The sequence below is a fragment of the Halobacterium sp. BOL4-2 genome, assembly GCF_016917835.2.
Classification (GTDB): Archaea; Halobacteriota; Halobacteria; order Halobacteriales; family Halobacteriaceae; genus Halobacterium; species Halobacterium salinarum.
In genome coordinates this window covers 55,817-78,684 of the sequence record NZ_CP070335.2, presented here as the reverse complement: position 1 = coordinate 78,684, position 22,868 = coordinate 55,817, and the positions used below count along the sequence as shown (strand labels likewise).

Sequence of the window (22,868 nt, the reverse complement as noted above, 5' to 3'; positions counted from 1 at the left end):
GCATGGACGACCTCTTAGCGGAGCTCAAATCCGAGATGGATGCGGCCGGCGTCGACGCCGACGTGGAGTTCTCGCTGCCGACCCTGGAGCTCACGGCGGCGCTCGACGCCACCATCGACGACACGTCCCAGCTCTACACCGATGATCCGCCACACCATTACACGGACACGCCGCTGACCGGCGACGACCTCCCGCTGCTCGAGGCCTGGCTGGACGACGCCCAGCTCCACGGCGTCGGCGACGACATCATCGCCGAATACATCGACGAAGTGTTGCTGGTGTTGATCACCGTGCGTGGCGGTGCCTGTGGCAAGGAGTTGCTACAGGACGTGCGGCGGTTGTTCGGCGCGGATGTCAGCCCGGGCACGATGTACCCACACCTCAAGCAGCTCGCCGATGCCGGCCTCCTCGAAATGAGCGAACTCACCAAGCGGAAGGTGTACCGCGTCGCGGACGCCCAAGCCGCCATCGAGCACGTCGACAGCGTCGTCCTGCAGTTGCTCACGTTCGCTGTCGGATTACAGACCATCATGGCAGACTGCATCGTGAACCAATCAGCGGACCCACAGCCCCAGGATGAGTGAGTCACACCTCTACACGTACGGCATCATCGACGACAACGAATCGCTCGCCCTGAACGTCGACGGCGTCGCCGGCGCGACCCGCGCGTACACCGTCTCGTACAGATCGCTGTCGGCGGTCGTCTCCGACATCGAGACGACCGACCCCGAGCGAACCGACGCGGCCGTTGAAGCGCACAACACCGTCCTGCAGGCGGTGCTCGAACACGACGCCACGCGCGCTGTCGTCCCAATGAGCTTCGGAATGGCGTTCAAGAACGCGCGCACACTGAAAGGCGTGCTCCGGGGGGCACGCCGGGCACTCCGGAGCACGCTCACCGAGATCGCCGGCACAGTCGAGCTCGGCGTGAAGGTGCTTGCGCCCGGTGACGACACCGCCGTCGACACGGCCGCGGTTCGGTCAGACGTCACCGCCCGGCTGAGTGCGTTGAGCGTCGGGGAAACGGAAAACGACTGCTTCACGGACCGACTGATCATCAACAAGTCGTATCTGGTCGAGCACGACACCAGGGACGCCTTCGACGCCGCCATCGACGAGATCGACGCCGCCCACGACGACCTCACGGTTCGGTACACGGGCCCGTGGCCCCCGTACAACTTCGTGGACATCCATATCGGCGCTGAGCAGGCCCAACAGGGGGGTAGATAGCCGTGTTCGTCCTCGATGACCTGTTCGTGAACCCGTTCCTCTCGCTGGTGGATATCCTCCAGACGATGGCCCTCGACGAACTGTACGACACCAGCGAGATCCGCGACCAGATCAAGGAAAACCAGCTGCTGTACGAGATCGGCGACCGGCCCGCGGACGAGTACGAGCGCCGCAAACAGGAGCTGGAAGCCCAACTGCGGACGGCCGAACAGATCCGCGACCAGATGCGCGACCGCATGGAGATCAAGAACTGATGCCCACCGACGATCCGTCCGACCGGCCGAGCGGGCTCCTCGACCAGCTCAGTCGCCTCATCGAGACGCTCGCAGAACTCGACGACGACAACGGCGAACAGCACGGCCACTCCACGATCGACCGCGGTCGCACACGAATCGACTACGATTACGCCGTTTCGATCGGTCTGGGTTCCGACGCCCGTTCGCCGTCGACGCCCGCCGGGAACGCCGACGACGCAGGCGATGCGGAGACGGCGCACATCGAAACCCGCGCGTCCGACGACAGCGACGACCTCGTGGTGGTCGCCGACCTGCCGGGCGTCACCGACGAGACAGCCGTCGATGCAGCCGTTGAGGACACAGGCGCACTCACGATCAGCGTCGGCGACGACGTTGTCGAGCGACTCACCCTCGACGACCCAGGGATGACGATCACGTCGCTGACGGTCACCAACCAGATCCTCGAGCTGCGGGTCACCCCCAGCGAGCCATCAGCCACCGACACATGACACCCACGAACCGACACACCCACGGCCAGAACGCACAGCACGCCCGCCGGAACGCCCAACAGAGCCGGGACGCCGCGCGGCGCAAACTCATCGCCCAACACGCGGCGCTCGCCGAGCAGCGGGCGCGCAACCGCCGCCGCAGCGACACCGAGCAGCCCACCAGCGACACCACCAACCCGGCCGCACATTCGACGCTGCCGGCACAACGAACGAACGCCCAAAACGCAGCCCGAAACGCCCACTCGACCGTCCCGGAACAGCCCACGCACGCCACGACCGCGGCCCGAGCGCGGCTGTATGGGCTGCGTCTCCACAACACGGCGACCACCGACAAATGAGCGACCCCAAACCAACGCGCTCACAGGGTGATCTCGCCGAAACCCTGGAGCTGCTGCTCGACAAGGGAGTGGTGGTCAACGCCGACATCGCGGTCAGCGTCGGCGACACGGAGCTCCTCGGGGTCGAGCTTCGTGCAGCCATTGCGTCCTTCGAGACGGCCGCGGAGTACGGGCTTGACTTCCCGACGGGAACCGACATGGAGCGCGTGACTGCCGCCGCGGGCGTGGACGCCGACGACAGCAAGTCGGTGCTTGAGCGCCCTGACCCACCCACAACGGAGGGGTCGGAGTAACATGGAGATCGCGCTTGACGACCACGACGACGAGGACCTCCAGAGCGGGCTCACGGCGCTCGTCGTGACAGTCGTCGAACTCCTGGTCGAGGCACTCGAAGGGGAGGCCGTGCGGCGCATGGAGTCGGGCTCCCTGTCGGACGCGGAGATCGAGCGACTCGGGAGCCAACTCCAGGCGCTCGAGGCGGAACTAGACCGCCTGCAGGCCGACCAGGACATCGAGGCGGCCGTCGACGAGTTCAAAGACGACTTGGACCACGTGCTCCGGGACGCCATCACACAGATGTCGGAGGCCGACTCCACACCGGGGTTCGAACCCCAGCACAGCGCTGACGGCGACTCCGGTGGTGGGTCAGCGTGACGCCCGCACAGTCGCAGGCTCGCGCACAGCTTTCGGACGGGCGGTACGTCTACTGCGTCGTCGACACCACGTCCGTGCCATCAGCTTCCGTCGGGGAGACGACGGGAATCGACGACGAGACCGTTCGCGTGGTCTCCGTCGACGGCGTCGGCGCTGTCGTCCACGACTGCACGTCGGTGTACGACGCCGACGACATCGATCAGGTGAAGCGGTGGCTGGTCACCCACCAGCAGGTCGTCGACGATGTCAGTGACGTGTTCGGCACGCCACTCCCGATGCGGTTCGACACCGTCTTCGCCGGCGGCGACAGTGCGCTCACCGACTGGCTTGCTGACACGCATCCCCGTCTCCGCACTGAACTGGACGGGTTTGCCGGCTGCTGGGAGTATCGCGTCACCCTGCTGTGGGACCCACAGCCCTTCGAGGCGCACGTAACCGCCACCGACGACACGCTCCAGGCTCTCGAAGCGCGCCAGGCCGAGGCTGACGCAGGCACGACGTTCCTGCTCGAAAAGCAGTACGACGCCCGGCTGGCGGAGCGCCGCCGGGCACGTCGGTCGGCGCTCGCCAGTGACCTGTCCGCAGCCGTCGAACCGGTCGCCACCCAGGTGGCGTCCCAAGACACCACAACGTCTCTGCGGGACGAGTCGGTATCCGAGCGTCATACGCCGATCGCGCGACTCGCCGTGCTCGCGCCCGAAACCGACGAATCCGCGCTGGGATCGCAACTGGACGACATCGCCGCACGCGACGGCGTGACGATCCGATTCACCGGCCCCTGGCCGCCGTACACGTTCGCGCCCGACATCTGTACCGATGAACCCAACCAAGCGTAACTCCCACGCCATCGTTGAATTCGTCGACGTACTGTTGCGCGACGGGGCCGTGATCCAGGCGGACGCGATCGTCACGGTTGCCGGCGTCCCCCTGCTCGGGATCAGCCTTCGCGCCGCGATCGCGGGCATGACCACCATGACCGAATACGGCATATTCGACGGCTGGGACGCCGACCACCGCCGCCGGAACGCCCAGCCCTGAGTTCAACTACTCCGTCTCGCCGTAGCCGTCGTTGGCCATCCGGTCGGCGACGGCATCCACATTGTCGAACGCCGCCAACAGCGCGTACTCGCGGGCGTCGGTCTTCGACACCGCGTCAGTGTCGAGGCGGGCGGCCAGCTGCCGCCGGAACTCGGCCTCCTGGGCGACCACCCTGTCGCGGGCGAACACCTCCAAGCGGTTGTCGCGCTCGTCACCAACCGTGTTTCGGCGCACGAAGTAGGGGTACGTGTGTCCGTCCGTCTCCGACGTCGCGCCCTGTTCGGTTGGGGTTGGGTCGGCTGCGTCCGGACCGGATTCCGTCGCGTCGTCGGCTTCGTCCTCGTCGGCGGTGCTGTCGCCGCCGAAGTCCAGGTCGCCAGCGCCCTGCTTGAACGAGTTCCCCATCAGTCGGCCACCTCCGGGTGTCCGTTGCCCGCCATCTGCAGGGTCTCGGTCCCGTCGTCAACGATGTCCAGGACCAACTCTTCGGGGACCGTGGCGTCGAAGGTGTCGGTGGCGATGAACCCGGCGAGTCGCCAAATCGTCTCCAGGGTTTCGAGTTCGCGGTCAGGCACCCGTCGCTTTCCGCGCTCGCTCACCATCCCGTCGTCGCCCTCGTAGGTCTTCCAGCGCTCCTCGATGACTTTGAACGCAGATCCGTGGGCCTCCCACATGGCGTCCATCAGGCTCTCTCGGGAGCCGATCGAGACCGGTGTCGCGAACGCGTCCGTGGTCTCGAACCGGTCGCGGTACTGCTTGTGGGCGTTCGTCTGCCCCACCCCACAGGGGACCACACACGACAAGCCGACGCCGATGTCGAGTTCGGTCTCCATGTTCCCGACCATCTCTTCGAGGCCGTCCAGGCTGAGGCTGCCCTTGCCAGCCGGTTTGACCGGCGCGACGAGCGTGCGAAGCGCGTACATCGCGTTGTACAGGAGGTCTTCGGCGCGTGCGTTGGGGTCGATGAGCACCACGTCGTACTGCTCGTTCACCTGTTCGCGCTCCCACAGCAGCCGGTACAGCAGCTCGTAGCGCGGGTACTCCTCGCGGGACACGTCTTTCACGCCGGTCTCGTACGTGATCTTCTGTTCGAGGTTGGACGTGAAGTCACTCAGCATGTCGTGGCTCGGCACGATGTCGACGCCCTCTGGGGACGTCTCGATGAGCGATGCGAAGTCGCCGTCCGGCATCTCGAGGATGTGCTTGACAAGGTTGTCCGCGTTCGGATCGCTGCGGTCCTCACCCACGTCGAACAGTGACGTGAGGTTGCCAGTCTGCGGGTCGAGGTCAAGCACCAGCACATCGAGGTCCATTCGGCTGAGCGCGACCGCGAGGTTCGCGGTCATCGTGGTTTTGAACGTTCCTCCGGACTCGGCGTAGACAACCGCCGTGATCATGTGTGTCCCTACGAGCACCCGGTTACATATATCTGTGTCAGACTGTCTTGACAGTTTTCTGGAACAGATATCTGTAACGACTATCTGTAACAGAAATCTGGAGGGCCATCGGTCACAGGGAACGCCCGGAACCGCACTGTCGCGGCTGCAGCCGCGTTTTCGCAGCAATCCCGTATCACCGACACCTGGCCACTGCCCGCTCGGACGACCTACCTGTCTGTCACAGGTAGTTGTTACAGCGTTCTGTAACAGATCTCTGTACCTACTGTCTGTAACAGCCTACTGTTCCGGCCCACTGTCACAGCGACACGGGTGTGGTGGCTTTCCCACCTCGACTACCCGCTACAGACCCAGTTCTCACCTGACTACTGCCGTCTCGGGCTGATTGGAAGCGACTGGTCGTCAGTCGTGTGCCGCCCACGACGGCGTCACCCCCGCATGAGGTCCCTGACCTCGTCCGCCACGTCCGCTTCGACGGCGAGCACGTATCGGCGCTCGGGTTCTAAGACCATCTCCGGGCCAGCCAGGTGCTCGCGGTCGGCGGTCGAGATCAGGAGGCTCCCCTCCGGGAGCGCGATCTCATCGAGGCGGCGGCCGGCAACAGGTGCCGACTCGGCGACCGAGATCTCGATGATGTCCAGATCACTCGTGGGGTAGACGAGCGTGCGAACGTCCTCGCCGGTGAGCATATCCGCCGCGTAGTCGCCACCGAGGTATTTCGGAAGGAGGGTGGCGTCGACGACCTCCTCGTACTCCTCGTTGCACTGCGTGTCCGCGCGGGCGAGCGTCTGAATCGCGGGGTTGAGGTGTTGGGCTTCCATGCAGATCGCGAGGTTCGCGCTGGTGTCGTCGGTGAGCGCGGCGATGGCGTCGGCGTCGTCGAGATCGGCCTGGGTGAGAATCGACGGCCGGGTCGCGTCGCCGTGAATGACGGGGCCGACGTAGGCGTCGGAGAGCTCCGCGACGCGCTGCTCATCGGGTTCGATGAGCACCACGTCATGGCCAAGCGACGAGAGGTTGCCGGCTGCTTGGAGGCCGACCTGACCGCCGCCGGCGATCACGAAGCGCTTCAGTTGTGGCATATATTCTCATTCACAGCCAACGGTCTTCAAACTATCTTGATTCAGCGAGAGAATCCCGCCGTTCCACGGCGGGCGTGAACCGCGTAAGCCCGGTGCCACAGTCCACGCGGGTCTGCCTGAGGGAATACCCACCGGCACAAGAATTGTGCGACTTGGGTGAATTGTTTTTCGTGAGGCCAAATAGAGTACAACCTGCAGTCCGGGTCGCACACAGTCTACGCGCTCTAATCTCACTTTGTAACCGTCACGAAGTACCGGGCCGACATTCTCACCGATGAGCGGCTGGGACGCGTGGCCGAAGTTGCCCACGAGATTGCAGAGGACTTCGAGACCGATATACAGAACGTCGACGGTGGCACCGACCACGTTCACATCCAGTTCACGACCAAACCCACCACCAACCTCACAAAGTTCATCAACTCCCTGAAGGGCGTCACCTCGCGCCGGATTCGCAAAGAGTACCCCAATGTTAAAGACCGCCTCGAAGATGCTTTCTGGCAACCGGGGTACTTCCTCACCACGACCGGGCAGGTCAGCATCGACGTGTTGATGGATTACGTTGAAAATCAGTAGCATGACCACCACGACCACGAAAACGCTGGAGGCCACGCTCGCCCCACCGACAACCCACAAAAAGCGCAAACTGTGTGACCTGCTCGATACCTACCGGGCAGGACTCCACGAAGCGTTCGACGCCGGGTGCGAGACGATGACCGCCACCAGCGACGTGGTGACGCCCTACGACCTACCGTATCAGGCAAAAGCGGCCCTGTGCAACTACGTCCCGCAACTGCACGGCACCTACGACGCACAGGAGTTAGACGACGACCATCCGGTTCGACTCACCAACCAAGCCGCCGAGTTCGACCACTCGCCGGAGCGGGACTACGAGTTTACGTGGTGGGTGCCACAGCCGGGCCGAGGGACGAACTTCTGGATTCCGCTTCGCATCAATCCCGCCCAAGAAGGGCTGTGGCACGACCTCGGTGACGGTGAGGCGTCGGCAGGGCAACTCCGCCTGCAACGCCACCGCACATCGTGGACACTCCACGTCACCGTCGAGTATCCGGTCGAAGAACCTGACTACGACGCGACAGACGACGACGACGTAACACCAGTTGGCTTCGATATTGGCGAAGCACACCTGCTCGCGGGCTGTGCCTACGAGCAGGGCACTCCGACTGACCCACTACTCATCAACCGCGGTCGAGCGCGACACCTCCGCAAAGCGATGTTCACGATGCTCTGCCGCCTGCAAGAGCGTGACGCCGCCCAATGGCGAATAGACGAGCGATTTGACCACTCCCAGAACGCGCTCACGGACATTATCGAGAAGGCCAGCCGGGAAGCCGTCGAGTACGCCCAGCAATTCGAGAAGCCGCTTATCGTCCTCGAAGATTTGGCCCACATCCGCGAGTCGCTGGACTACGGCGAGTGGATGAACCGACGCCTCCACGCATGGGCGTTCGCTCGCGTTCAACAGCGCATCAGGGACAAAGCACGAGAGGCTGGTATCCCGGTCAGATACGTGCGACCGGACTACACGAGTCAGACGTGCCACGAGTGCGGTCACATCGGGTATCGGAACGGCGACGAGTTCCGGTGCCAGAACGAGGAGTGTTGGGTGTCGGAGTATCACGCAGACATTAACGCGGCGGTCAACATCGCTGACCGCCACGACCCGTGGGGTGAGAGCCTGCCGCTGAAACCGGCGGGCGATGACATTTCACGGGATGGGAGCGCCTGTGACAGCGCCGCGACCCCCACCGAGCAGAGCCAACCTCGGCAGATGACGCTCGGAGAGGTCGGGTCGGAACCCCCTGCCGGTAGTTAGCCGGTATTCTCATGCAGGGAAGCCGCGCCGTTCACGGCGCGGAGGATGTCACGTCGTGGGCGTTGGTGTCACCGCCCCACCTGGTCCCGGAGCCACGTCGCCACACCTATCACCGCTCGTATGCAAGAAATCAAGTGTGTCGGCTGAGTTGTCCCGTTCACACGATGGATACACTACACCTCCACAGTAGTATCTGATGAGCAGCAGCCAAACGCGATCCCCCGACGCCGAACTCGGATTGCTCGACGCCACGATGATCGGCATGGGGGCGATGATCGGTGCCGGGATCTTCGTTTTGACCGGCCTCGCGGCCGAAATCGCTGGGCCGGCCGCTATCCTCGTGTTCGCGCTGAACGGCGTCGTCACCGCGTTCACCGGACTCTCGTACGCCGAACTCGCGGCCTCGATCCCGAAAAGCGGCGGCGGCTACGCGTTCGTGCGCGAGATCTTCGGCGATTTCTCCTCGTTCATCATGGGGTGGATGCTGTGGTTCGCGTACATGATCGCGGGCGCGCTGTACGCACTCGGGTTCGCGCCCAACTTCCTCGAACTGCTGCACGTCTACGGCCTGGTGGCCCCACCGGACCAGGTCGGCGCGATCGCCGTCCCGCTGCTCGACGCCTCAGTGCCCGCCGCGTTCGTGCTGGCGTTCATCGCAGTGCTCGGACTGGTGGCGCTTAACGCCGTGTCCACAGCGGCAAGCGGGAGCGCTGAAACCATCTTCACGATCATCAAAGTGAGCATCCTGGTGGTGTTCGTGGCGTTCGGCGCGACGTCCCCGCTGTTCTCCGGGGCCGAATTCCAGCCGCTGTTCGGAGTGGGTGGCGGCCCGGCGGCGATCCTGCCCGCCATGGGACTGACGTTCATCGCCTTCGAGGGCTACGACCTCATCACCACCGTCACGGAGGAAGTCAAAAACCCCCGCGAGAACATCCCGAAGGCGATCTTCGTGAGCCTGATCGCGACCGTGATCGTCTACCTGGCAGTCGTCACCGTCGCCGTCGGCACGCTCGGCGCTGACGGCCTGGCGGCGGCCGGCGAAGCGGGCATCGCGGAGGCAGCCACGTCGTTCATGCCCACCGGACTGCCGATCATCCAGAACGGCGGCGCACTCATCGTCTTCGGCGCGGTGTTCTCGACGCTCACGGCGCTGAACGCGGTCGTGATCGCGTCCTCACGGGTCGCATTCTCGATGGGCCGTGAGGGGCAACTGCTCCCGTCGTTCGGCCAGATCCACCACCGCTACGGGACGCCGTTCGTCGCGATCATCGCCAGCGCGGTGGTGATGTTGGCGTCGGTCGCGTTGCCCACGCAGAGCGCCGGCAACATGTCCAGTCTGTTCTTCCTGCTGTCGTTCATCATCGTCAACGTCGCCGTCATCAGACTGCGCCGCGAGCGCCCCGACATGAACCGGCCTTACGAGATGCCGTTCTATCCTGCGCCGCCACTCATCGGCATCGCGCTCAATCTCGTGTTGTCCGTCGTGCTGGTCGACTACCTCGTGCGCACGGATCCGCTTGCGTTGGCGCTCAGCGCGGCCTGGATCGTTCTGGGGACGGCTGCCTACTACGCACACGCCAGCCGGCAGTCGGCCGCCGGCGACGACGAGGACACCACGACTATTTCGGCGGACGCCGAACACACGCCACATGACCACTAACCGAGACCTCATCATCGCGGGCGGCGGGCGCGTCGGCTTCCAGACGGCTGAACTCCTCGCCGACCGCGGCCACGACGTGACGATCATCGAGCGCGACACCCGCGTCGTCGACGACATCGCCGATCAGTGGATGGCGACCGTCATCGAAGGCGACGCCACCAACCCCGCGATCATCGAACAGGCGGGCGTCGACCGGGCGGACGGGATCGCGGCGCTCACCGGCGAAACCGGGTTGAACCTCGCGGTCTGCCTGGCTGCCGCCGAGCTCACGCCGTCGATCCGCACCATCGCGCGCATCGACCACGGGGTGCGTGATTCGTACACCCGGTTCGTCGACGCCGTGGTGTTCCCCGAACGCGCCGGCGCACGCGTCGCGGCCAACGAGATCATCGGCGATGACGTCCAGACGCTGGCCGACATCACCGGCGACCTGGAGCTCATGCTCGTCCGGGTCGCCGACGGCGCGCCCGCCGCCGGCAAGCAGCTGCGCGACGTTCGGTTCCCGGCTGGGACAGTGATCATCTCCGGCGCGGACGGCCAACGGATCGCACGCCCGGACACGACGCTCACGCCGGGCAGCCGATACATCATCGCCGTTGAGCCCGACGTCGCCGGGGAGGCCATGGACCTGATCCAGGGCTGACTACTCGTCGGCGTCGCCCGCGACCTCATGCAGGGCGTTCGTGACCGTCCCGTGTTCGGCGGCGTGTGGCCTGCTCGCGGTGTCGCTGTACCCCTCTTCGGTGAGCCGGTTCCGGTTGAGGCAGAGCTTCGTGAACGTGGGCTGGAGGAGATCGAACGTCTCGAAGCGGTCGGACAGCTCCGGGAACTCCGCCTGGTACGCCGTGATCGCGTCCCGCACTTGCGTCCAGAACTCGGTTTCGTCGTAGCCGTGGTGGGCCGTCAGCACGTCCGAGAGGTATCGGAACACCCCCACGAACAGCCCACAGAAGTAGAACTGGCACAGCCCGTTCGGGGGCTCCGAGCGCAGCACGCGCCGCAGGTCGGCGTCCAGATCCGCCAACTCCGGGAGAGGTTGGTCGGAGATGTTCACGTCGTCGACGAAGTCCTTCACGCCGAGCCGCGTCGGCACGAACTCCTCGTCGAGGATGACGATGGTGTTCTCGCCGTGCGGGGAGAACACGGTGCCGTACCGGTAGAGGTAATGCAACAGCGGCGGCAACAGCGTGTCGAACAGCTCCGTCAGCCACGCCGACAGCTCCAGCGGCGAGCGCTCGACGAACTCGGAGATCACGGCCGTGCCGTCGGCCTCGTGGAGGAGCGCCGCCAGCGTGACCGCCTGCTGTGAGTCCGGGATGGCGTCGGTGATGGACTCCCGCCAGACGGCCCCCAACAGCTCGTCGTACTGGTAGGCGTTGTCCTCAAGCTCGCTGAACGCGGGGTGATCGTAGTTGACGCCCGCGACCTCCCCTGGCAACACGAGCTCGCAGTCGTCCCGCAGGAACGGGTCGCCGTCGCGGATGTCCGTGATGTACTCGGTGACCCGGGGCGCGGCCTCGGTGCGGTCGCCCGGCAGCCCGCGCCACACCAGCGTGTTCCGGATCTTCATCGGGAGCTTCACGTTGTGTTTCTCGGGGGCGTCGACGTTGAACAGCGTTCGAACCGACTGTCCCGGCAGATAGCTGTCGGCCCCGTTACCAAGCGGCACGATCGCGTCCGCGGCGAGCTCGCTCGCGTACAGCGACGTGATCGTGGTCTCCCATTGGTAGTTGTGGACGGGGAGGAGTGTGTACTCCTGGGGATCGAGACCCCGGTCCGCCAGCGTCGCCATGAAATCGTCGTACTGGTCGCCGAGCTCTCCGCGGAGCAACCCCGTGGGGGTGAGCCCGCTGACAGTTTCGAAGGTCACGCGGTCGGTGCGCACTGCCAGCCAGCCGATGGTTGTGGTCTGGCGGCGCTCGGGCGCGTAATCCCGGTAGTCCTCGTAATCCCATCCGAGACGTCCCTTGTTGAACGTGATCCATGGATGACCGGTCATTTCGCTTTCGTACTCGGCGTACGAGCAGTCCGCAAACGACTCCGGCGCGCTTCGTGCTTCGATGTGGGCGTCCGCCAGCAGGGTGTTGCGGTACTCGCGGATCAAGTGGCCCGTGGTGAGTTCCGTGGCGTCGAGCGTTTCACGGGCGTCTAGGAGGAACCGAATGGGGTCGGTGGCGGTCGCCCACGAGTCGGCGTCGGCCGGCGCGCGTTCGATGGTGTCCGGGAACACGCGCAGCGTGTCCATGAGGCGCTCCTCAGCCTCGAAGCGATACCGGACGGTGTCCGCGTCGTCTGCCGCGGGCAACACGAGCCGGTATCGGCCGCCGCGGTCGGTGTCCGTGGTGCGTTCGGGGGCGAGCAGTTCCTCGTAGGTGAACTCACGCAACAGCTTCGCGAGCAGGCTGCGCTCGACTGTCGCCCACGTGTCGGCCGTCACAGCGTCCTGGAGTGTGTCTTCGTACGTGTTCATGGGTTGGGTGGATTGGTGCGGTCTGTCATTGGTGGTGATCGTTCGGCTGGCCGGCGGCTGGCGGTGTGGTCGGGTCGTCGTCGCGGACGCGGCCGCCGGGCGCGTGGCTGGCGTACGCTTCCGGGGCGAAATCCTGGAAGACGGTGTCCCGGTCGACCGGGTACGGGGCGTCCGCGAGCAGGCGGTCGAGGATCACGGCGTTCCGGTACGCGCCCAGTCCGAGGTCGGGCGCGCCAACGCCGTGGGTGTGGAGTTCGGCGTTCTGCACGAACAGTCCTCCGGGCAGGTCGCCCCCGACGCCGTACTCCCGGTCGACGGCGAGACGGTCCTGATCGTCCCGGGCGAGCCGGGGCTCCAGGCTGCTGAGGAACCCCGGCGTGGGCCGGTGGTAGCCCGTGCCCAGGATCACGGCGTCCGTCTCGAAGGCGAACCCGGTGTCCGTCTGGCGGTGTCGGCAGTCGACGCGGTAGCGCCCACCTCCGGTCGGTTCGACCGCCCCGACTTCGGTGGCGGCGATCATCCCCACGTTGGGGTCCCGGCCGCCGATCGACTGCTCGTACAGCGTGTCGTAGATGCGGGTGCTGGTCTCGGGGTCGATCCCCTTGTAGAGGATGTCCTGGTTGGGGATCAGCTCGTCTTTCACTGGCTGTGGCAGGTCGTACACGTAGTCGGTGTACTCCGGCGTGAAATGCTGGAGCCCGAGTTTCGAGTACTCCATGGGGAAGAACCCCGCAGATCGCGTGACCCAGTCGACCCGCGGGCTGCGGTCGGATGTCGAGCGCCGCGTGAGCAGGTCGTGGACGACTTCCGCCGCGCTCTGTCCGGAGCCGATCACGGCGACGCTGTCGGCGTCACACACGGCCGCCCGGTGCTCGCGGTAGGCCGCGGTGTGGAACACGTCCGGAGCGGGTAGATCGCGGAACGCCGGCGGCACGTAGGGCCGTGACCCGACCCCGACAACCAGGTCGCGGGCGCGGTACTGGTGTGTGGGTGCGTCGTCATCGGTCGCCGACCGCGCTTCGTCGGCCGGCTCGACAGCGGTGACGCGGAAGTTCGCGGGCGTCGCGTCGTCGTCGATCGCCGTGATGTCGACGACGCGCCGCGAGAACCGGGGCGCAGCCAGCGACTCGGCGACCCACTGGCAGTAGTCGTTGTACTCCCGGCGCGGGATCTGGAACGTCTCGTAGAAGTAGAACTCGTAGAGCCGGTCGTGCTCGCGCAGGTAGTTGAGATAGCTGTAGGGGTTCGTCGGGTCCGCCAGCGTCACCAGGTCCGCGAGGAACGGCACCTCCAGGGTTGTGCCCTCGATGAGCATGCCGTCGTGCCAGACGAACTCGGGTTTCTGTTCGAGGAACGCAGCGTCCAGTGGCACGTCGTCGCTGCCCTCGATCAGGGCGGCCAGCCCGAGGTTGAACGGCCCGAGGCCGACGCCGACGAGGTCGTGAACCGACTCCGTCATCGGTCCGCCTCCAGAGTGCTGTTGCCGTGTTCCCCGGACGGACACCGGTGCGTTGCGTCGTCGTGGTTGACCGCTGGGCCGTCTGCGGGCGGCCCGTTGGCGGCGATCGCACCCGGTGAGAACGCCCCCACGAAGCGCTCGCGGTCACAGACGACGCGGGTTGCGTCCTTGTCCTCGTGCGGGAAACGAAACGTCTCCCGTGGCTCGAACCCGGCGCGTTCGAAGGCGGCGATGGCGGCGTCGTTGGTGGCGTCGGGTTCCGCGACCACCCGGTCGGTGGCGGCGTGCCGGAACGCAAGCGCGGTCATCGCGCGCAACAGCGCGGTGCCACAGCCCTGGCCGAGGTACTCCGGCGGCCCGATGAGGATGTGGATGCCCTGGTCGTTGTCGTCGGCGTCGTAGTGGTCGGCCAGCGGGTCGGCGGCCACCCAGTAGCGCTCCACGTAACTCATCGGCACGCCGTCGATGCAGCCGACGTACGCGGTGACGTGGTCGTCCTCAAGGTGGTCACCGATCGCCTGATGGAACGCCGGCAGCGGCGCACCCAGGCTCCAGTAGGGGGTGACGTGGTCGCTGGTGAGCCACGCGTGCAGGCGGCCCAGGTCGCGGTCGAGTGCCACCCGCCGGAACGCGACGGTGCGGTCGATCTGGGGGTCAGGGCGGCGATACGCGTAGTCGCTCGTGATTCGGGGCAGTGGCGCTGTCATTGTGTGTCCACCCGCGTGACCAGCGGGTTCTCGATGGCCGTGTAGACGGACTGCGTTTCGAGGTCGGCTTCGAGTTCGTCGCGCTCCTCGAACCGCGTGAGCAGGTTCGCCTTGCAGGGCACGCGGCGCTCGGTCAGCAGCGCCGACACCAGCGTCGAGTCGGCGGGTTCGTGCTCCGCCAACGACTCCAGTTCCGTGCGCAGCACCGCGAGCAACGCGCGCTCGTCCACGACGCCGCCCGCGCCGAGCGCGTTCACGACGCCGAAGGCGTTGTTGAACACGATGTAGTACCGGAGGCGTTCGTCCGCGATGGCGTCCGGGCAGACGGTGTCGGCGCGCTCGCAGACGCCGGGCAGCCAGTCGTCGACGTCGGCCGCCTGGGACGCCGGGAAGTAGTACCCCTGGTTGTCCCGGTAGAACCCGGCCGTCGGGCGGCCGTCGTCGTCGAGCCGAACGAGCGTGTTCTGCTGGTGGGCTTCCAAGCCGACGCCCTGCTGGAAGTACAGCCAGACGACCGGCCGGACCGTGTGCGCGAGGTACTGCTCGAACCACTCGCGGGCGACCGCGCTCTCGGTGCGCCCCTCACGCGTGGCGATCCGCGACACGATGCGGGCCGCCCGTGCGGGGCCGTCCAGGCCGTCCTGGCAGAGCGCCGCGACCGGGGTGACGTTGTCCGTGTCATCGCCGGCGAAGGGGTTCTCGCGCAGCACGGCCTCGAACCCGGACTCAGCGCCGTCGCCCAGTGTGAGCGTGATCGCGGCGGGGTCCTCGATGATCGAGAACGCGGGGAACCGGTCGGCGAAGGCGTCCCCGAACCCGGTCGCGAGCAGCTCCGAGACGGCGACCCCGCGCGCCAGCTCCGGGCGCTTGTTGGTTCGCTCGGCGTTGGTGATCTCCACCGCCAGTGACCCCTTGTACATGAACGGGGCGTCCGGGCTCCACAGCGTCCGCACCGACGACGTGGGGTAGAACGTCGGGCCGAACGCGCCCAGGTCACGGAGTTCGTCGCGCGCTATCGCCGCCGCGACGTGTGGCTGTGCGTGCAGGTAGTCGGCCTGCCACGGATGGACAGGCACCAGCGTGGCCTCCGACTCGGGGGGCACGGTGGTGGCGTCGGCCACCACCGACCGGAGCCACTCCGTCGCGGACGCGTCCCCGGCGGCCCACGTCTCCACGAGCGCCGGATCAGCGGCGAAAACCCGCAACTGGAAGCCGGCTCGCAGCTCCGGCGCGTACCGCGACTGCTCGTGTGGCGGGATCCCGGTACGGCTGTTCGGCGTCGGATGCATGTGGTGGCCGTACACCAGCGACTGCTCGGCGTCCCGGAACGACACCGTCGTGTCGTACAGCCGCTCGTGGTCGCGTGGCGTATCCCGGGCGGCAACGAAGCGCTCGGTCGCGGTCTGTGAGGCCAACACGCGCTCCAAGAGGTCCCGGCCCGCGGTCGGGTCGTCGCCATCGAGCGCGAGCTCGCGGCGCGCCAGCGACGCGACGCCCGCCGCGTCGATCGGGGACGGCGTCCCGGCCGGCGCGTCAGGCACGCCGGGGCGGGCGTACGCCGGCACCGCGAACAGGTGGCGGCCAGTGGCCGACGCGTACCGCAACGGGGCGAACACGGTCGTCGACTGGGCTGGGAACGGCACGCGGACGACCCGGCGGTCGGCCCGCTGTGCGCCGGCCGGCACGCCGTCGGGGACAGCCCTCGGGGAGACGACCTCGCCGGCGTCGGTCTCCCTGAGGTAGCAGTTGAGGAACGCGTGCAGGGTGGCGGACTCGGCGTGCGCGGCCGGCGTGTCCGCCACCGCACCGACACCGGTCATTGGTCGCCCCCGGCGGCGGTCGTGATCGGAGCGGTCCGGTCGGCCGCCTCGATCGTCGCGGCGTGTCCTTTGAACGCAACGAGTACCGACTGGATGTCGGCGACGGTTGTGCGCGGGTTCATGAGCGTGAATTTCACGTGCGCGCGGTCGTCGACGGTCGTTCGCGCGACCACGGCGGTGCCGGCGTCGAACAGCTGTTCGCGGGCGGCCTCGGTGACGTGATCGGCCCACGGGCCGGGATCACAGTGGGCGTGCTCGCGGACCGGCCGGTAGCGAAACGTCACCGCGTTCAGTGTCGGCTCGCACGCCAGCTCGAACGCCGGGTCAGCACGCAGCAGGCCCGCCACGTCGTCGGCGAGCGCGAGCGTTCGATCCACGAGCGCCCCGAGTCCGTCCCGACCGAGCGTCCGGAACGCGACGTACGGCTTCAGCGCGTCGAACCGCCGGGTCGTGCGCGTGGACTTCGCCACGAGATTGGGGACGGCGTCGCCCGCCGGATTGAGGTACGCCGCGTTGCGGCTCATGAGCTCGAAAGATTCCCCGTCAGCGACCAGGAGCGCCCCGCAGGCGATCGGCTGGAAGAACAGTTTGTGGAAGTCCACGGCCACCGAGTCCGCGCGGTCGATGCCCGACAGGCGCTCGCTGTGCTGGTCGCTGACTGCGAGGGCACCGCCGAACGCGGCGTCCACGTGGACCCAGAGGTCATGGGTCGCCGCCACGTCGGCCACCGCCGACAGGGGATCGATACTCCCGAAGTCGGTCGTGCCCGCGGTTCCGACGACCGCGAACGGGTGTTTGCCGGCGTCGTTGAGGCGCTCGACGGTCTCCCTGAGCGCGGTGGCGTCCATGCGGTGGCGGCCGTCCGTCGGGATCGTGACGACGGCGTCCTCGCCCAACCCAAGCAGAGCAGCCGACTGCGCGGCCGTGAAGTGCGCGTCGGCCGAACACAGGATTCGCAGGTCTTGGGCCGCCGGCGGGAGGCCGTGTTCACGAACCGACTGCCCGAACACGGTCTCCACGTAGTCGTCGCGCGCGAGCAGGAGCGCTTGGTGGTTGGACTCCGTCCCGCCGCCGGTGACCACGCCGTCGGCGGCCGGGCCAAGCTCGTAGAGCGCCGTGAGGTCGGCGATCAACCGCTCCTCGACGACAGTCGCCGCGGGGGCTTGGTCGAAGGAGTCAAGCGACTGGTTGCTCGCGGTGAGCAGCGCCTCGGCAGCGAGCGCCGGCACCATGGGCGGACACTGGAGGTGCGCGACACAGGTCTCGTCGCTCGGATGCACCGCGTTGGCAAGCACGTCCTCCCGAACGGCCGCGAGCACGTCCTCAAGCGGGTGTCCCTCCGCGGGCAGCGCCGTGGTGTCCGCAAGCCGGTCGCGGAGGCGGTCGTAACTCGCTCCCGAGTACGGCCCGTGAGCGCCCCCGATCACGTCCAGGACGGCGTCGCAGGCGGCTTCCATGGCGTCGGCGTATGCATCGTTGCCGGCGTCGCTCCCGAGGAACAGCCGGTCGGCGAGCGCCACAGGGTCAGTGTCCGTGGACGCGTTCGCGCCGGCGCTGCGCGGCGGGCTCACGCCGACACCTCGGCTGACGACGAGAGCACGGCCGTGACCGCGTCGCTGAACCGGGCCGCGATCTCGTCGATCTGGTGGCTGGAGACGATCAACGGCGGCAGGAACCGCGCGACCGCGGAATCCCGGCCGCCGGTCTCGATGATGAGTCCGCGCTCGAAGCACGCCTGTTTCACCGCCGCCGCGAGGTCGCCGTCCGGCGGCGGGCGTTCGTCGCCCGCTGCGTCCGGAGCGACGAACTCCACGCCGAGCATGAGCCCGCGGCCGCGAACGTCGCCGACGACGTCGAAGTCGGCTTCGAGGTCGGTGAGCGCGCTGCGGAGCCGCGCCCCCGTTTTGTCGGCGTGGGCGGGGAGGTCTTGTTCGATAACGTGCTCGATGGTGACGCGGCCAGCCGCCATCGCGAGCTGGTTCCCGCGGAAGGTGCCGGCGTGTGCGCCCGGCTCCCAGACGTCGAGGCCCTCGTTGTAGAGGACGACCGCCAGCGGGAGACCGCCGCCGACAGCCTTCGAGCACGTGACGACATCGGGCTCGATGCCGGCGTGCTCGAACGACCACGTCTCACCGGTGCGTCCGAGGCCGGTCTGGATCTCGTCGACGACCAGCGGGATGTCGTGTTCCCGAGTGATGCGCCTGAGCTCCTGCACCCAGGCGTCCGGTGCGGGATTGACCCCTCCTTCTCCCTGTACGAGTTCGAGCACGACCGCAGCGGGCTCCGTGAACCCGCGCTCGGGGCTGCTAATGGCGTGCTCGATGTACGTGTGGATGGATTCGTGTTCGCCCGCCGGCAGGCCGAACGGGTGGCGGTACTGGTCGGGATACGGGAGGTGGTGGACGTTCGGCATCAGCCCCGAAACCGGCTCTTTGGCGTCGATGTCGCCCATGAGGCTGAGCGCGCCCGCGGTCATGCCGTGGTAGCCGCCGTGGAACGCGAGCACGCTCCGGTTCCCGGTGGCGGTCTTCGTGAGCTTCAGCGCGGCTTCGATGGCGTCGGTGCCGGCCGGCGAGCAGAACTGCACCTTCGCCGTGTTCGCGAACGAGGCCGGCAGACTGTCGAACAACGCGTCGACGAACGCCTCCTTCTCGGGTGTGGTGATGTCGAGCGTGTGCAGCGGGCGGTCCTCGGCGAGCAATCGCTCCAGCTCCGCGGTCACTGCGGGATGGTTGTGGCCGAGCGCGAGCGTGCCCGCGCCGGCCAGGCAGTCGAGGTAGGTGGTGCCGCCGGCGTCGGTCACCTCGATGCCCTCGGCGTGTGTCACCGCCATCGGCAGCGAGCGCGGGTAGGTGCGTGCGTTCGATTCGCGTCGGCGTTGGCTTTCGAGGAGGGCAGCGTTCGACGTGTCGTCGTGGTCAGTCACGATGACCGGCCTCTCCGGGTGTCTCCGTCTTGGGTTTCTTCTGACATACGCAATTTTTAGGCTAGCCTAAAAATAAATAAAACTACCGCTATTAGGCTGGCCTAAAACTGGGGGTGACGTTGCAACGGCTCGTCGGCCGCAGTGTGTGGATACACACTCTCTCCTCGTCGCTTTCGTACACGACCACACGAAATAAAACATCCGGCGGTTTCAGTTCTCGACCCATGCCTTCATCGACCACTCACACTCGACGACCCACCGCTCGCTCCACGACGCCTCCAGCTGACAGCCTACTCGTCGTCGTGGCGCTTGTCGTACATTCTCTCCTCGTGGCTGAGCCGCTGGCGCTCGCTGAAATACCTGAACGCGCCGACCGTCACCAACGCGATCGCCCCCAACCACAACAACCCGAACACGATCAGGCGCCCAGCCATCAGCTCTTGTTCTCCTCGTCGACGTCCTTGGTCAACGTGATCCCGGCCTGCGAGCCAGCGCCGACGTAGATCGTGCTGTTGTCCTGGTTCAGCGCCTCGATATACCGGATCTTGATGAGCTCCGGGTTGTCCTTGAGTGACTCCGCAACGATCTCGTTGGCCTCTGCCTCACCCTTGGCCTGCACGCGCTTGCGCTCCGCCTCAGCCTTCGCGACCTGGATGGAGTTCTGCTTTTTCTCGATGTTCTGCTTCTCGACTTCCTTCTTCTCGACGGCGTCAGCGTACTGGCCCGGGAGTTTGATGTTCCGGATCTGGACGGCCTCGATGATCAGCCCGCTGCCCACGGCCTCCGTCTCGAGCGCCTTCTTTACCGCGGCCGCCATCTGCTTTTGGCCCGCGCCGGTGTAGATCTCGGTCGTGTCGATGTCCCCACCCTCCGTCCGCAACACGTCCTGGGTGGTCGGCCGAATCAACCGCGCCTCGGCCTGGCTCACGTCCTTGTACTCGTCGTAGAACGTCGCGGCCTCCGTCTTGTTCACACGATACCGGATCGTCACGTCAACGTTGACGCTCACCCCGTCGTTCGTGAGCACCTCAACGGAATCGTCGCGCGCTTCGGCGCCCTCCTGTTTTTCGTTCGCCATCGTGTACTCCTGGGGCCGGACCGGCACGACCGCCGTCGACTGTTTGATCGGCACGATCACGTTTGCACCCGGTTCCAGGGTTTCACCGGTGCTTGCACCCCACTCTTTCACCACCTCGATGTTCCCCTCCTGGACTGGATTCCACGCCAGTCCACCGCCAACGAGCACGGTCACCAAAACGAATGCACCGACCACTGCGCCGACTTTGAGTTGTAACGATTTCATAACCGTTGTGTTTAGCACGCAGACCGCAGTCCGACCCGCGAGGCACGCTCACGGCGACGTCTCGCACGACCAGCCGGAGCACCTCGGAGCGCGACCTCTGTATGCTGTACCCCACTGTGCCACACCACGGTATTAAAAATACTGGTCCGTGTGACGTGTAATCCCCGGCGGCGCGTCTTCGCTCCGCACGGACTCCCGTCGACAACGCCCTGCCGGCTACCCATGGCCCACTCACGCACTGTCGCGGACCGCGGGTCTCGACTTCAGAGCCGAGACATCGTTTCGCATCCACCGGGCCCGCGTCCGCAACCGGTCCCGCCGGTGCCGCAGGTCCTGCAGGAACCAGTCGGCGTCGTCCGCCAGCGAAACGTCGCTAAACGACTCCGACTCGATGTCGTACTCGGTCTGATAACAGTCCCCGACTGCGTGGTAGGCGTGCGCGTTGCTGATCTCCGTCTGTGCCGTGTCGAGCTGTTGGGTCGCCGTTGCCACCGTTCGTTTCGCGCTTGTCAGCAGCTCCTGTGGCGTGGCCTCCCCGTCGGCGATGACTGCCGCGCTGTCTCCATCAAGTCGTCCCTCGATCTCCGCGAGTAACTCGCTCACCTCCTGGCGGCTGCGCTCTATCTGTGACAGCTGCTCGGTCGCAGCCCGGTACGCGCCGAACGCATTCAGGTACGCGTGTTCGGCGTATCGCACGACCAGCGACCGGAATGCATCCCACCCGAGGTCGGCGGTGCTGCCGCGGCCGTTGAGGTCCGCGAACCAGTACTCGGTGTGTTGTTGCTTGATGAACTGGCGGAACACGGCGAGGTCTTTGTCGTCTGTGAGTGCGCTTCCGGGAATCGCGTTCCCTGACGCTGAAACCTCCGCGATAAGTGATTCAGTGTACCCGTTGCAGGCGTCGTATAGCTCCGGGGACGTTTCTTTGAGGTCCGCTGTGCACGCCCGTCGTGCCTCCTCTAGCCCGTCGTAGGGGCCCGTCAGCGCGATTTTATTGCGTGACATTGTCTCACACGACACTGTGGAATCAGAGATCGCTGCATAAAAACCTCTCGCCACAACGGCTGCCAGTGCTTGACCGATGGACCCGCCGTTACACATCGATGGTGGGGCGTCCGGCTACATCCGACCCCACAGCACGGATCCCCTCTCACCTGTGAGCCGCCCTCACCGAACGACTGTCACGGTCGTCGGGGCGCGCCGCACCACCGTTTCGGCGACGCTCCCAAGCAGCACACGGGAGACACCACGCCGCCCGTGGCTCCCCATGACGATCTCGGTGATGTCGTTGTCCTCCGCGAACGAGACGATCTCACGCGCCGGGTTCCCCACTGTCGTCTCCATCCGGAACGAGAGCGCCGCGTCCTCCAGGAGGGCCTGGGTCTCCTCGGTGAGTCCCTCGCTGCTGGCCGGATTCTGGAGGCCTTTCAGCTGCTCTTGGACGATGTCCACGCCGGCGTCGAGCATCCCGTCCGCGAGCTCGGTGACGTGCAGGAGCACGAGTTCGTCGGTGTCGTGCGTCTCAACGGCGTGTTCGACGGCGTCGTGTGCGGGACTCGATCCGTCGTAGGGGACAAGAACTGCCATACGCACCCTCGCCGAGCACTCCACATAAAACGCGCTGTTGTGTGACCAGCGCCCAGTCACTCCGCGTTGTGGGGGCCTGACGACCAGGCAGTTCCCGGCGAGAACAAACCGGCGGCCCTCGTGAGCGACACCGAGCGGGTGCGGCGTACGACGCTGAAGATCAGGACAGCGGCCTCGACGAAATCGTTGCGGACCTCAAGGAGGTCTTCTCCCGGTGGCCGTGGTACGACGAGCAAGAGACCGAGTACCAGGTTCGCTACGAGTTCTCGAAGACCGTTCTTTGCCACGTCCAGCAGACCTCGGAGTGGCTGGCCCGGGTCGACCGGGCCGATGAGACGATCCTCTTCAGCCAGCACGACCTGCGGTCGCGAGCCGCGGCGTTCACCCTCGCAGAGAGTGTCATGGAGCTCTGTACGATGCTCCATCGGGAGGTCGTCACGGAGCGGAGTCAAGCACGAAAGCCGATGTACGTCGGTCCTCGACCAGCAGGCCGCGAGCACGAGCGAGTGGGGGACTGGGCGCAGTCCAGACACAGCCTGTCGACCGTCGAATTCCCCGCCCTGCCAGCCCCCGGCGCGATCACGGGGCTGGGGCCATCGGGAGGAAGAGTACCGATGA

At 66.4% G+C, this 22,868-nt stretch carries 26 protein-coding genes and 1 pseudogene; 13 read left to right on the top strand and 14 right to left on the bottom strand.

What is annotated here, in order from left to right; translation table 11 throughout:
• Nucleotides 1-2: 2 nt before the first annotated feature.
• Genes gvpE through JRZ79_RS24680 form a run of 9 tightly spaced genes read left to right on the top strand, consistent with a single transcriptional unit; the run spans nucleotide 3 to nucleotide 4,005 of the window.
• A complete protein-coding gene (gene gvpE / locus JRZ79_RS24720; protein ID WP_010904106.1) occupies nucleotides 3-584 on the top strand; it encodes a gas vesicle transcriptional activator GvpE in 582 nt (193 codons plus the stop codon).
• Nucleotides 577-1,230 (top strand): gas vesicle protein GvpF, encoded by a 654-nt coding sequence (gene gvpF, locus JRZ79_RS24715; RefSeq protein WP_010904105.1) that lies wholly within the window; start codon nucleotides 577-579, stop codon nucleotides 1,228-1,230. The genes gvpE and gvpF overlap by 8 nt, the downstream gene beginning before the upstream one ends.
• A 2-nt stretch (nucleotides 1,231-1,232) precedes the next feature.
• The gene (gvpG, locus tag JRZ79_RS24710) at nucleotides 1,233-1,484 is read left to right on the top strand and encodes a gas vesicle protein GvpG (RefSeq protein WP_012289627.1); all 252 of its coding nucleotides are present in this window, start codon (nucleotides 1,233-1,235) and stop codon (nucleotides 1,482-1,484) included.
• Nucleotides 1,484-1,975: a gas vesicle protein GvpH gene (gene gvpH / locus JRZ79_RS24705; protein ID WP_010904103.1), complete on the top strand. Its 492-nt coding sequence runs from the start codon at nucleotides 1,484-1,486 to the stop codon at nucleotides 1,973-1,975. Before gvpG ends, gvpH begins: the two co-directional genes overlap by 1 nt.
• A complete protein-coding gene (gene gvpI / locus JRZ79_RS24700; protein WP_010904102.1) occupies nucleotides 1,972-2,313 on the top strand; it encodes a gas vesicle protein GvpI in 342 nt (113 codons plus the stop codon). The genes gvpH and gvpI overlap by 4 nt, the downstream gene beginning before the upstream one ends.
• A complete protein-coding gene (gene gvpJ, locus JRZ79_RS24695; RefSeq protein WP_010904101.1) occupies nucleotides 2,310-2,606 on the top strand; it encodes a gas vesicle protein GvpJ in 297 nt (98 codons plus the stop codon). Before gvpI ends, gvpJ begins: the two co-directional genes overlap by 4 nt.
• Nucleotide 2,607: 1 nt before the next feature.
• Nucleotides 2,608-2,967 (top strand): gas vesicle protein K, encoded by a 360-nt coding sequence (locus JRZ79_RS24690; protein ID WP_010904100.1) that lies wholly within the window; start codon nucleotides 2,608-2,610, stop codon nucleotides 2,965-2,967.
• Nucleotides 2,964-3,803: a gas vesicle protein GvpL gene (gvpL, locus tag JRZ79_RS24685; RefSeq protein WP_012289626.1), complete on the top strand. Its 840-nt coding sequence runs from the start codon at nucleotides 2,964-2,966 to the stop codon at nucleotides 3,801-3,803. Before JRZ79_RS24690 ends, gvpL begins: the two co-directional genes overlap by 4 nt.
• Entirely contained in the window at nucleotides 3,784-4,005 is a 222-nt protein-coding gene (locus tag JRZ79_RS24680) for a gas vesicle protein (RefSeq protein WP_012289625.1), read from the top strand. The genes gvpL and JRZ79_RS24680 overlap by 20 nt, the downstream gene beginning before the upstream one ends.
• Nucleotides 4,006-4,011: 6 nt before the next feature.
• Here JRZ79_RS24680 and JRZ79_RS24675 read toward each other — a convergent pair whose 3' ends face one another.
• From JRZ79_RS24675 to JRZ79_RS24665, 3 genes are all read right to left on the bottom strand, one after another.
• The gene (locus JRZ79_RS24675) at nucleotides 4,012-4,410 is read right to left on the bottom strand and encodes a hypothetical protein (RefSeq protein WP_010904098.1); all 399 of its coding nucleotides are present in this window, start codon (nucleotides 4,408-4,410) and stop codon (nucleotides 4,012-4,014) included.
• Nucleotides 4,410-5,402, bottom strand: a complete 993-nt coding sequence (locus JRZ79_RS24670; protein WP_010904097.1) for a ParA family protein — start codon at nucleotides 5,400-5,402, stop codon at nucleotides 4,410-4,412. Before JRZ79_RS24670 ends, JRZ79_RS24675 begins: the two co-directional genes overlap by 1 nt.
• A 428-nt stretch (nucleotides 5,403-5,830) precedes the next feature.
• On the bottom strand, nucleotides 5,831-6,484 hold the full coding sequence (locus tag JRZ79_RS24665; RefSeq protein ID WP_010904095.1) for a TrkA family potassium uptake protein: 654 nt from the start codon (nucleotides 6,482-6,484) through the stop codon (nucleotides 5,831-5,833).
• Between the two features lie 180 nt (nucleotides 6,485-6,664).
• On the opposite strand from JRZ79_RS24665, the pseudogene tnpA reads away from it, so the two are divergent.
• The 4 genes and pseudogenes from tnpA to JRZ79_RS24645 all read left to right on the top strand — a co-directional run bounded on the left by tnpA (nucleotide 6,665) and on the right by JRZ79_RS24645 (nucleotide 10,621).
• Nucleotides 6,665-7,057: pseudogene (tnpA, locus tag JRZ79_RS24660) on the top strand (IS200/IS605 family transposase).
• Nucleotide 7,058: 1 nt separating this feature from the next.
• Complete coding sequence (locus JRZ79_RS24655; protein ID WP_012289623.1) at nucleotides 7,059-8,318, top strand: RNA-guided endonuclease TnpB family protein; 1,260 nt, start codon at nucleotides 7,059-7,061, stop codon at nucleotides 8,316-8,318.
• Nucleotides 8,319-8,514: 196 nt separating this feature from the next.
• Nucleotides 8,515-9,978: an APC family permease gene (locus JRZ79_RS24650; RefSeq protein WP_010904092.1), complete on the top strand. Its 1,464-nt coding sequence runs from the start codon at nucleotides 8,515-8,517 to the stop codon at nucleotides 9,976-9,978.
• Entirely contained in the window at nucleotides 9,968-10,621 is a 654-nt protein-coding gene (locus JRZ79_RS24645; RefSeq protein ID WP_010904091.1) for a TrkA family potassium uptake protein, read from the top strand. The genes JRZ79_RS24650 and JRZ79_RS24645 overlap by 11 nt, the downstream gene beginning before the upstream one ends.
• On the opposite strand, the gene JRZ79_RS24640 is transcribed toward JRZ79_RS24645, so the two are convergent.
• The 11 genes from JRZ79_RS24640 to JRZ79_RS24590 form a co-directional block, all read right to left on the bottom strand.
• Nucleotides 10,622-12,448: an IucA/IucC family siderophore biosynthesis protein gene (locus JRZ79_RS24640; RefSeq protein ID WP_010904090.1), complete on the bottom strand. Its 1,827-nt coding sequence runs from the start codon at nucleotides 12,446-12,448 to the stop codon at nucleotides 10,622-10,624.
• Nucleotides 12,449-12,473: 25 nt separating this feature from the next.
• The gene (locus JRZ79_RS24635) at nucleotides 12,474-13,907 is read right to left on the bottom strand and encodes a lysine N(6)-hydroxylase/L-ornithine N(5)-oxygenase family protein (RefSeq protein WP_010904089.1); all 1,434 of its coding nucleotides are present in this window, start codon (nucleotides 13,905-13,907) and stop codon (nucleotides 12,474-12,476) included.
• A complete protein-coding gene (locus tag JRZ79_RS24630) occupies nucleotides 13,904-14,614 on the bottom strand; it encodes a GNAT family N-acetyltransferase (RefSeq protein ID WP_010904088.1) in 711 nt (236 codons plus the stop codon). The genes JRZ79_RS24635 and JRZ79_RS24630 overlap by 4 nt, the downstream gene beginning before the upstream one ends.
• Nucleotides 14,611-16,434, bottom strand: coding sequence for an IucA/IucC family siderophore biosynthesis protein (locus tag JRZ79_RS24625; RefSeq protein ID WP_010904087.1), 1,824 nt, complete (start codon nucleotides 16,432-16,434; stop codon nucleotides 14,611-14,613). Before JRZ79_RS24625 ends, JRZ79_RS24630 begins: the two co-directional genes overlap by 4 nt.
• Nucleotides 16,431-17,891 carry an aspartate aminotransferase family protein gene (locus tag JRZ79_RS24620; RefSeq protein ID WP_010904086.1) on the bottom strand — a complete coding sequence of 487 codons (1,461 nt, stop codon included), beginning with the start codon at nucleotides 17,889-17,891 and terminating at the stop codon, nucleotides 16,431-16,433. The genes JRZ79_RS24625 and JRZ79_RS24620 overlap by 4 nt, the downstream gene beginning before the upstream one ends.
• Nucleotides 17,892-18,001: 110 nt before the next feature.
• Nucleotides 18,002-19,360: a diaminobutyrate--2-oxoglutarate transaminase family protein gene (locus tag JRZ79_RS24615; RefSeq protein ID WP_012289622.1), complete on the bottom strand. Its 1,359-nt coding sequence runs from the start codon at nucleotides 19,358-19,360 to the stop codon at nucleotides 18,002-18,004.
• A gap of 290 nt (nucleotides 19,361-19,650) precedes the next feature.
• Nucleotides 19,651-19,794: a hypothetical protein gene (locus JRZ79_RS24610; RefSeq protein ID WP_010904084.1), complete on the bottom strand. Its 144-nt coding sequence runs from the start codon at nucleotides 19,792-19,794 to the stop codon at nucleotides 19,651-19,653.
• On the bottom strand, nucleotides 19,794-20,633 hold the full coding sequence (locus JRZ79_RS24605) for a prohibitin family protein (protein WP_157849929.1): 840 nt from the start codon (nucleotides 20,631-20,633) through the stop codon (nucleotides 19,794-19,796). The genes JRZ79_RS24610 and JRZ79_RS24605 overlap by 1 nt, the downstream gene beginning before the upstream one ends.
• 261 nt (nucleotides 20,634-20,894) lie before the next feature.
• Nucleotides 20,895-21,668: a hypothetical protein gene (locus JRZ79_RS24600; protein WP_227970952.1), complete on the bottom strand. Its 774-nt coding sequence runs from the start codon at nucleotides 21,666-21,668 to the stop codon at nucleotides 20,895-20,897.
• Nucleotides 21,669-21,830: 162 nt separating this feature from the next.
• A complete protein-coding gene (locus JRZ79_RS24595) occupies nucleotides 21,831-22,250 on the bottom strand; it encodes a universal stress protein (RefSeq protein ID WP_010904081.1) in 420 nt (139 codons plus the stop codon).
• A gap of 56 nt (nucleotides 22,251-22,306) precedes the next feature.
• Entirely contained in the window at nucleotides 22,307-22,675 is a 369-nt protein-coding gene (locus JRZ79_RS24590) for a hypothetical protein (protein WP_010904080.1), read from the bottom strand.
• Nucleotides 22,676-22,868 lie beyond the last annotated feature (193 nt).

Excerpts from the sequence above, each read along its gene's own strand:
- gvpE (WP_010904106.1), top strand. The coding sequence starts at position 3 with ATGGACGACCTCTTAGCGGAGCTCAAATCCGAGATGGATGCGGCCGGC.
- gvpF (WP_010904105.1), top strand. The coding sequence starts at position 577 with ATGAGTGAGTCACACCTCTACACGTACGGCATCATCGACGACAACGAA.
- gvpH (WP_010904103.1), top strand. The coding sequence starts at position 1,484 with ATGCCCACCGACGATCCGTCCGACCGGCCGAGCGGGCTCCTCGACCAG.
- gvpI (WP_010904102.1), top strand. The coding sequence starts at position 1,972 with ATGACACCCACGAACCGACACACCCACGGCCAGAACGCACAGCACGCC.
- gvpJ (WP_010904101.1), top strand. The coding sequence starts at position 2,310 with ATGAGCGACCCCAAACCAACGCGCTCACAGGGTGATCTCGCCGAAACC.
- JRZ79_RS24690 (WP_010904100.1), top strand. The coding sequence starts at position 2,608 with ATGGAGATCGCGCTTGACGACCACGACGACGAGGACCTCCAGAGCGGG.
- JRZ79_RS24680 (WP_012289625.1), top strand. The coding sequence starts at position 3,784 with ATGAACCCAACCAAGCGTAACTCCCACGCCATCGTTGAATTCGTCGAC.
- JRZ79_RS24675 (WP_010904098.1), bottom strand. The coding sequence starts at position 4,410 with ATGGGGAACTCGTTCAAGCAGGGCGCTGGCGACCTGGACTTCGGCGGC.
- JRZ79_RS24670 (WP_010904097.1), bottom strand. The coding sequence starts at position 5,402 with ATGATCACGGCGGTTGTCTACGCCGAGTCCGGAGGAACGTTCAAAACC.
- JRZ79_RS24665 (WP_010904095.1), bottom strand. The coding sequence starts at position 6,484 with ATGCCACAACTGAAGCGCTTCGTGATCGCCGGCGGCGGTCAGGTCGGC.
- JRZ79_RS24655 (WP_012289623.1), top strand. The coding sequence starts at position 7,059 with ATGACCACCACGACCACGAAAACGCTGGAGGCCACGCTCGCCCCACCG.
- JRZ79_RS24650 (WP_010904092.1), top strand. The coding sequence starts at position 8,515 with ATGAGCAGCAGCCAAACGCGATCCCCCGACGCCGAACTCGGATTGCTC.
- JRZ79_RS24645 (WP_010904091.1), top strand. The coding sequence starts at position 9,968 with ATGACCACTAACCGAGACCTCATCATCGCGGGCGGCGGGCGCGTCGGC.
- JRZ79_RS24640 (WP_010904090.1), bottom strand. The coding sequence starts at position 12,448 with ATGAACACGTACGAAGACACACTCCAGGACGCTGTGACGGCCGACACG.
- JRZ79_RS24635 (WP_010904089.1), bottom strand. The coding sequence starts at position 13,907 with ATGACGGAGTCGGTTCACGACCTCGTCGGCGTCGGCCTCGGGCCGTTC.
- JRZ79_RS24630 (WP_010904088.1), bottom strand. The coding sequence starts at position 14,614 with ATGACAGCGCCACTGCCCCGAATCACGAGCGACTACGCGTATCGCCGC.
- JRZ79_RS24625 (WP_010904087.1), bottom strand. The coding sequence starts at position 16,434 with ATGACCGGTGTCGGTGCGGTGGCGGACACGCCGGCCGCGCACGCCGAG.
- JRZ79_RS24620 (WP_010904086.1), bottom strand. The coding sequence starts at position 17,891 with ATGGAAGCCGCCTGCGACGCCGTCCTGGACGTGATCGGGGGCGCTCAC.
- JRZ79_RS24610 (WP_010904084.1), bottom strand. The coding sequence starts at position 19,794 with ATGGCTGGGCGCCTGATCGTGTTCGGGTTGTTGTGGTTGGGGGCGATC.
- JRZ79_RS24600 (WP_227970952.1), bottom strand. The coding sequence starts at position 21,668 with ATGTCACGCAATAAAATCGCGCTGACGGGCCCCTACGACGGGCTAGAG.
- JRZ79_RS24595 (WP_010904081.1), bottom strand. The coding sequence starts at position 22,250 with ATGGCAGTTCTTGTCCCCTACGACGGATCGAGTCCCGCACACGACGCC.
- JRZ79_RS24590 (WP_010904080.1), bottom strand. The coding sequence starts at position 22,675 with ATGGAGCATCGTACAGAGCTCCATGACACTCTCTGCGAGGGTGAACGC.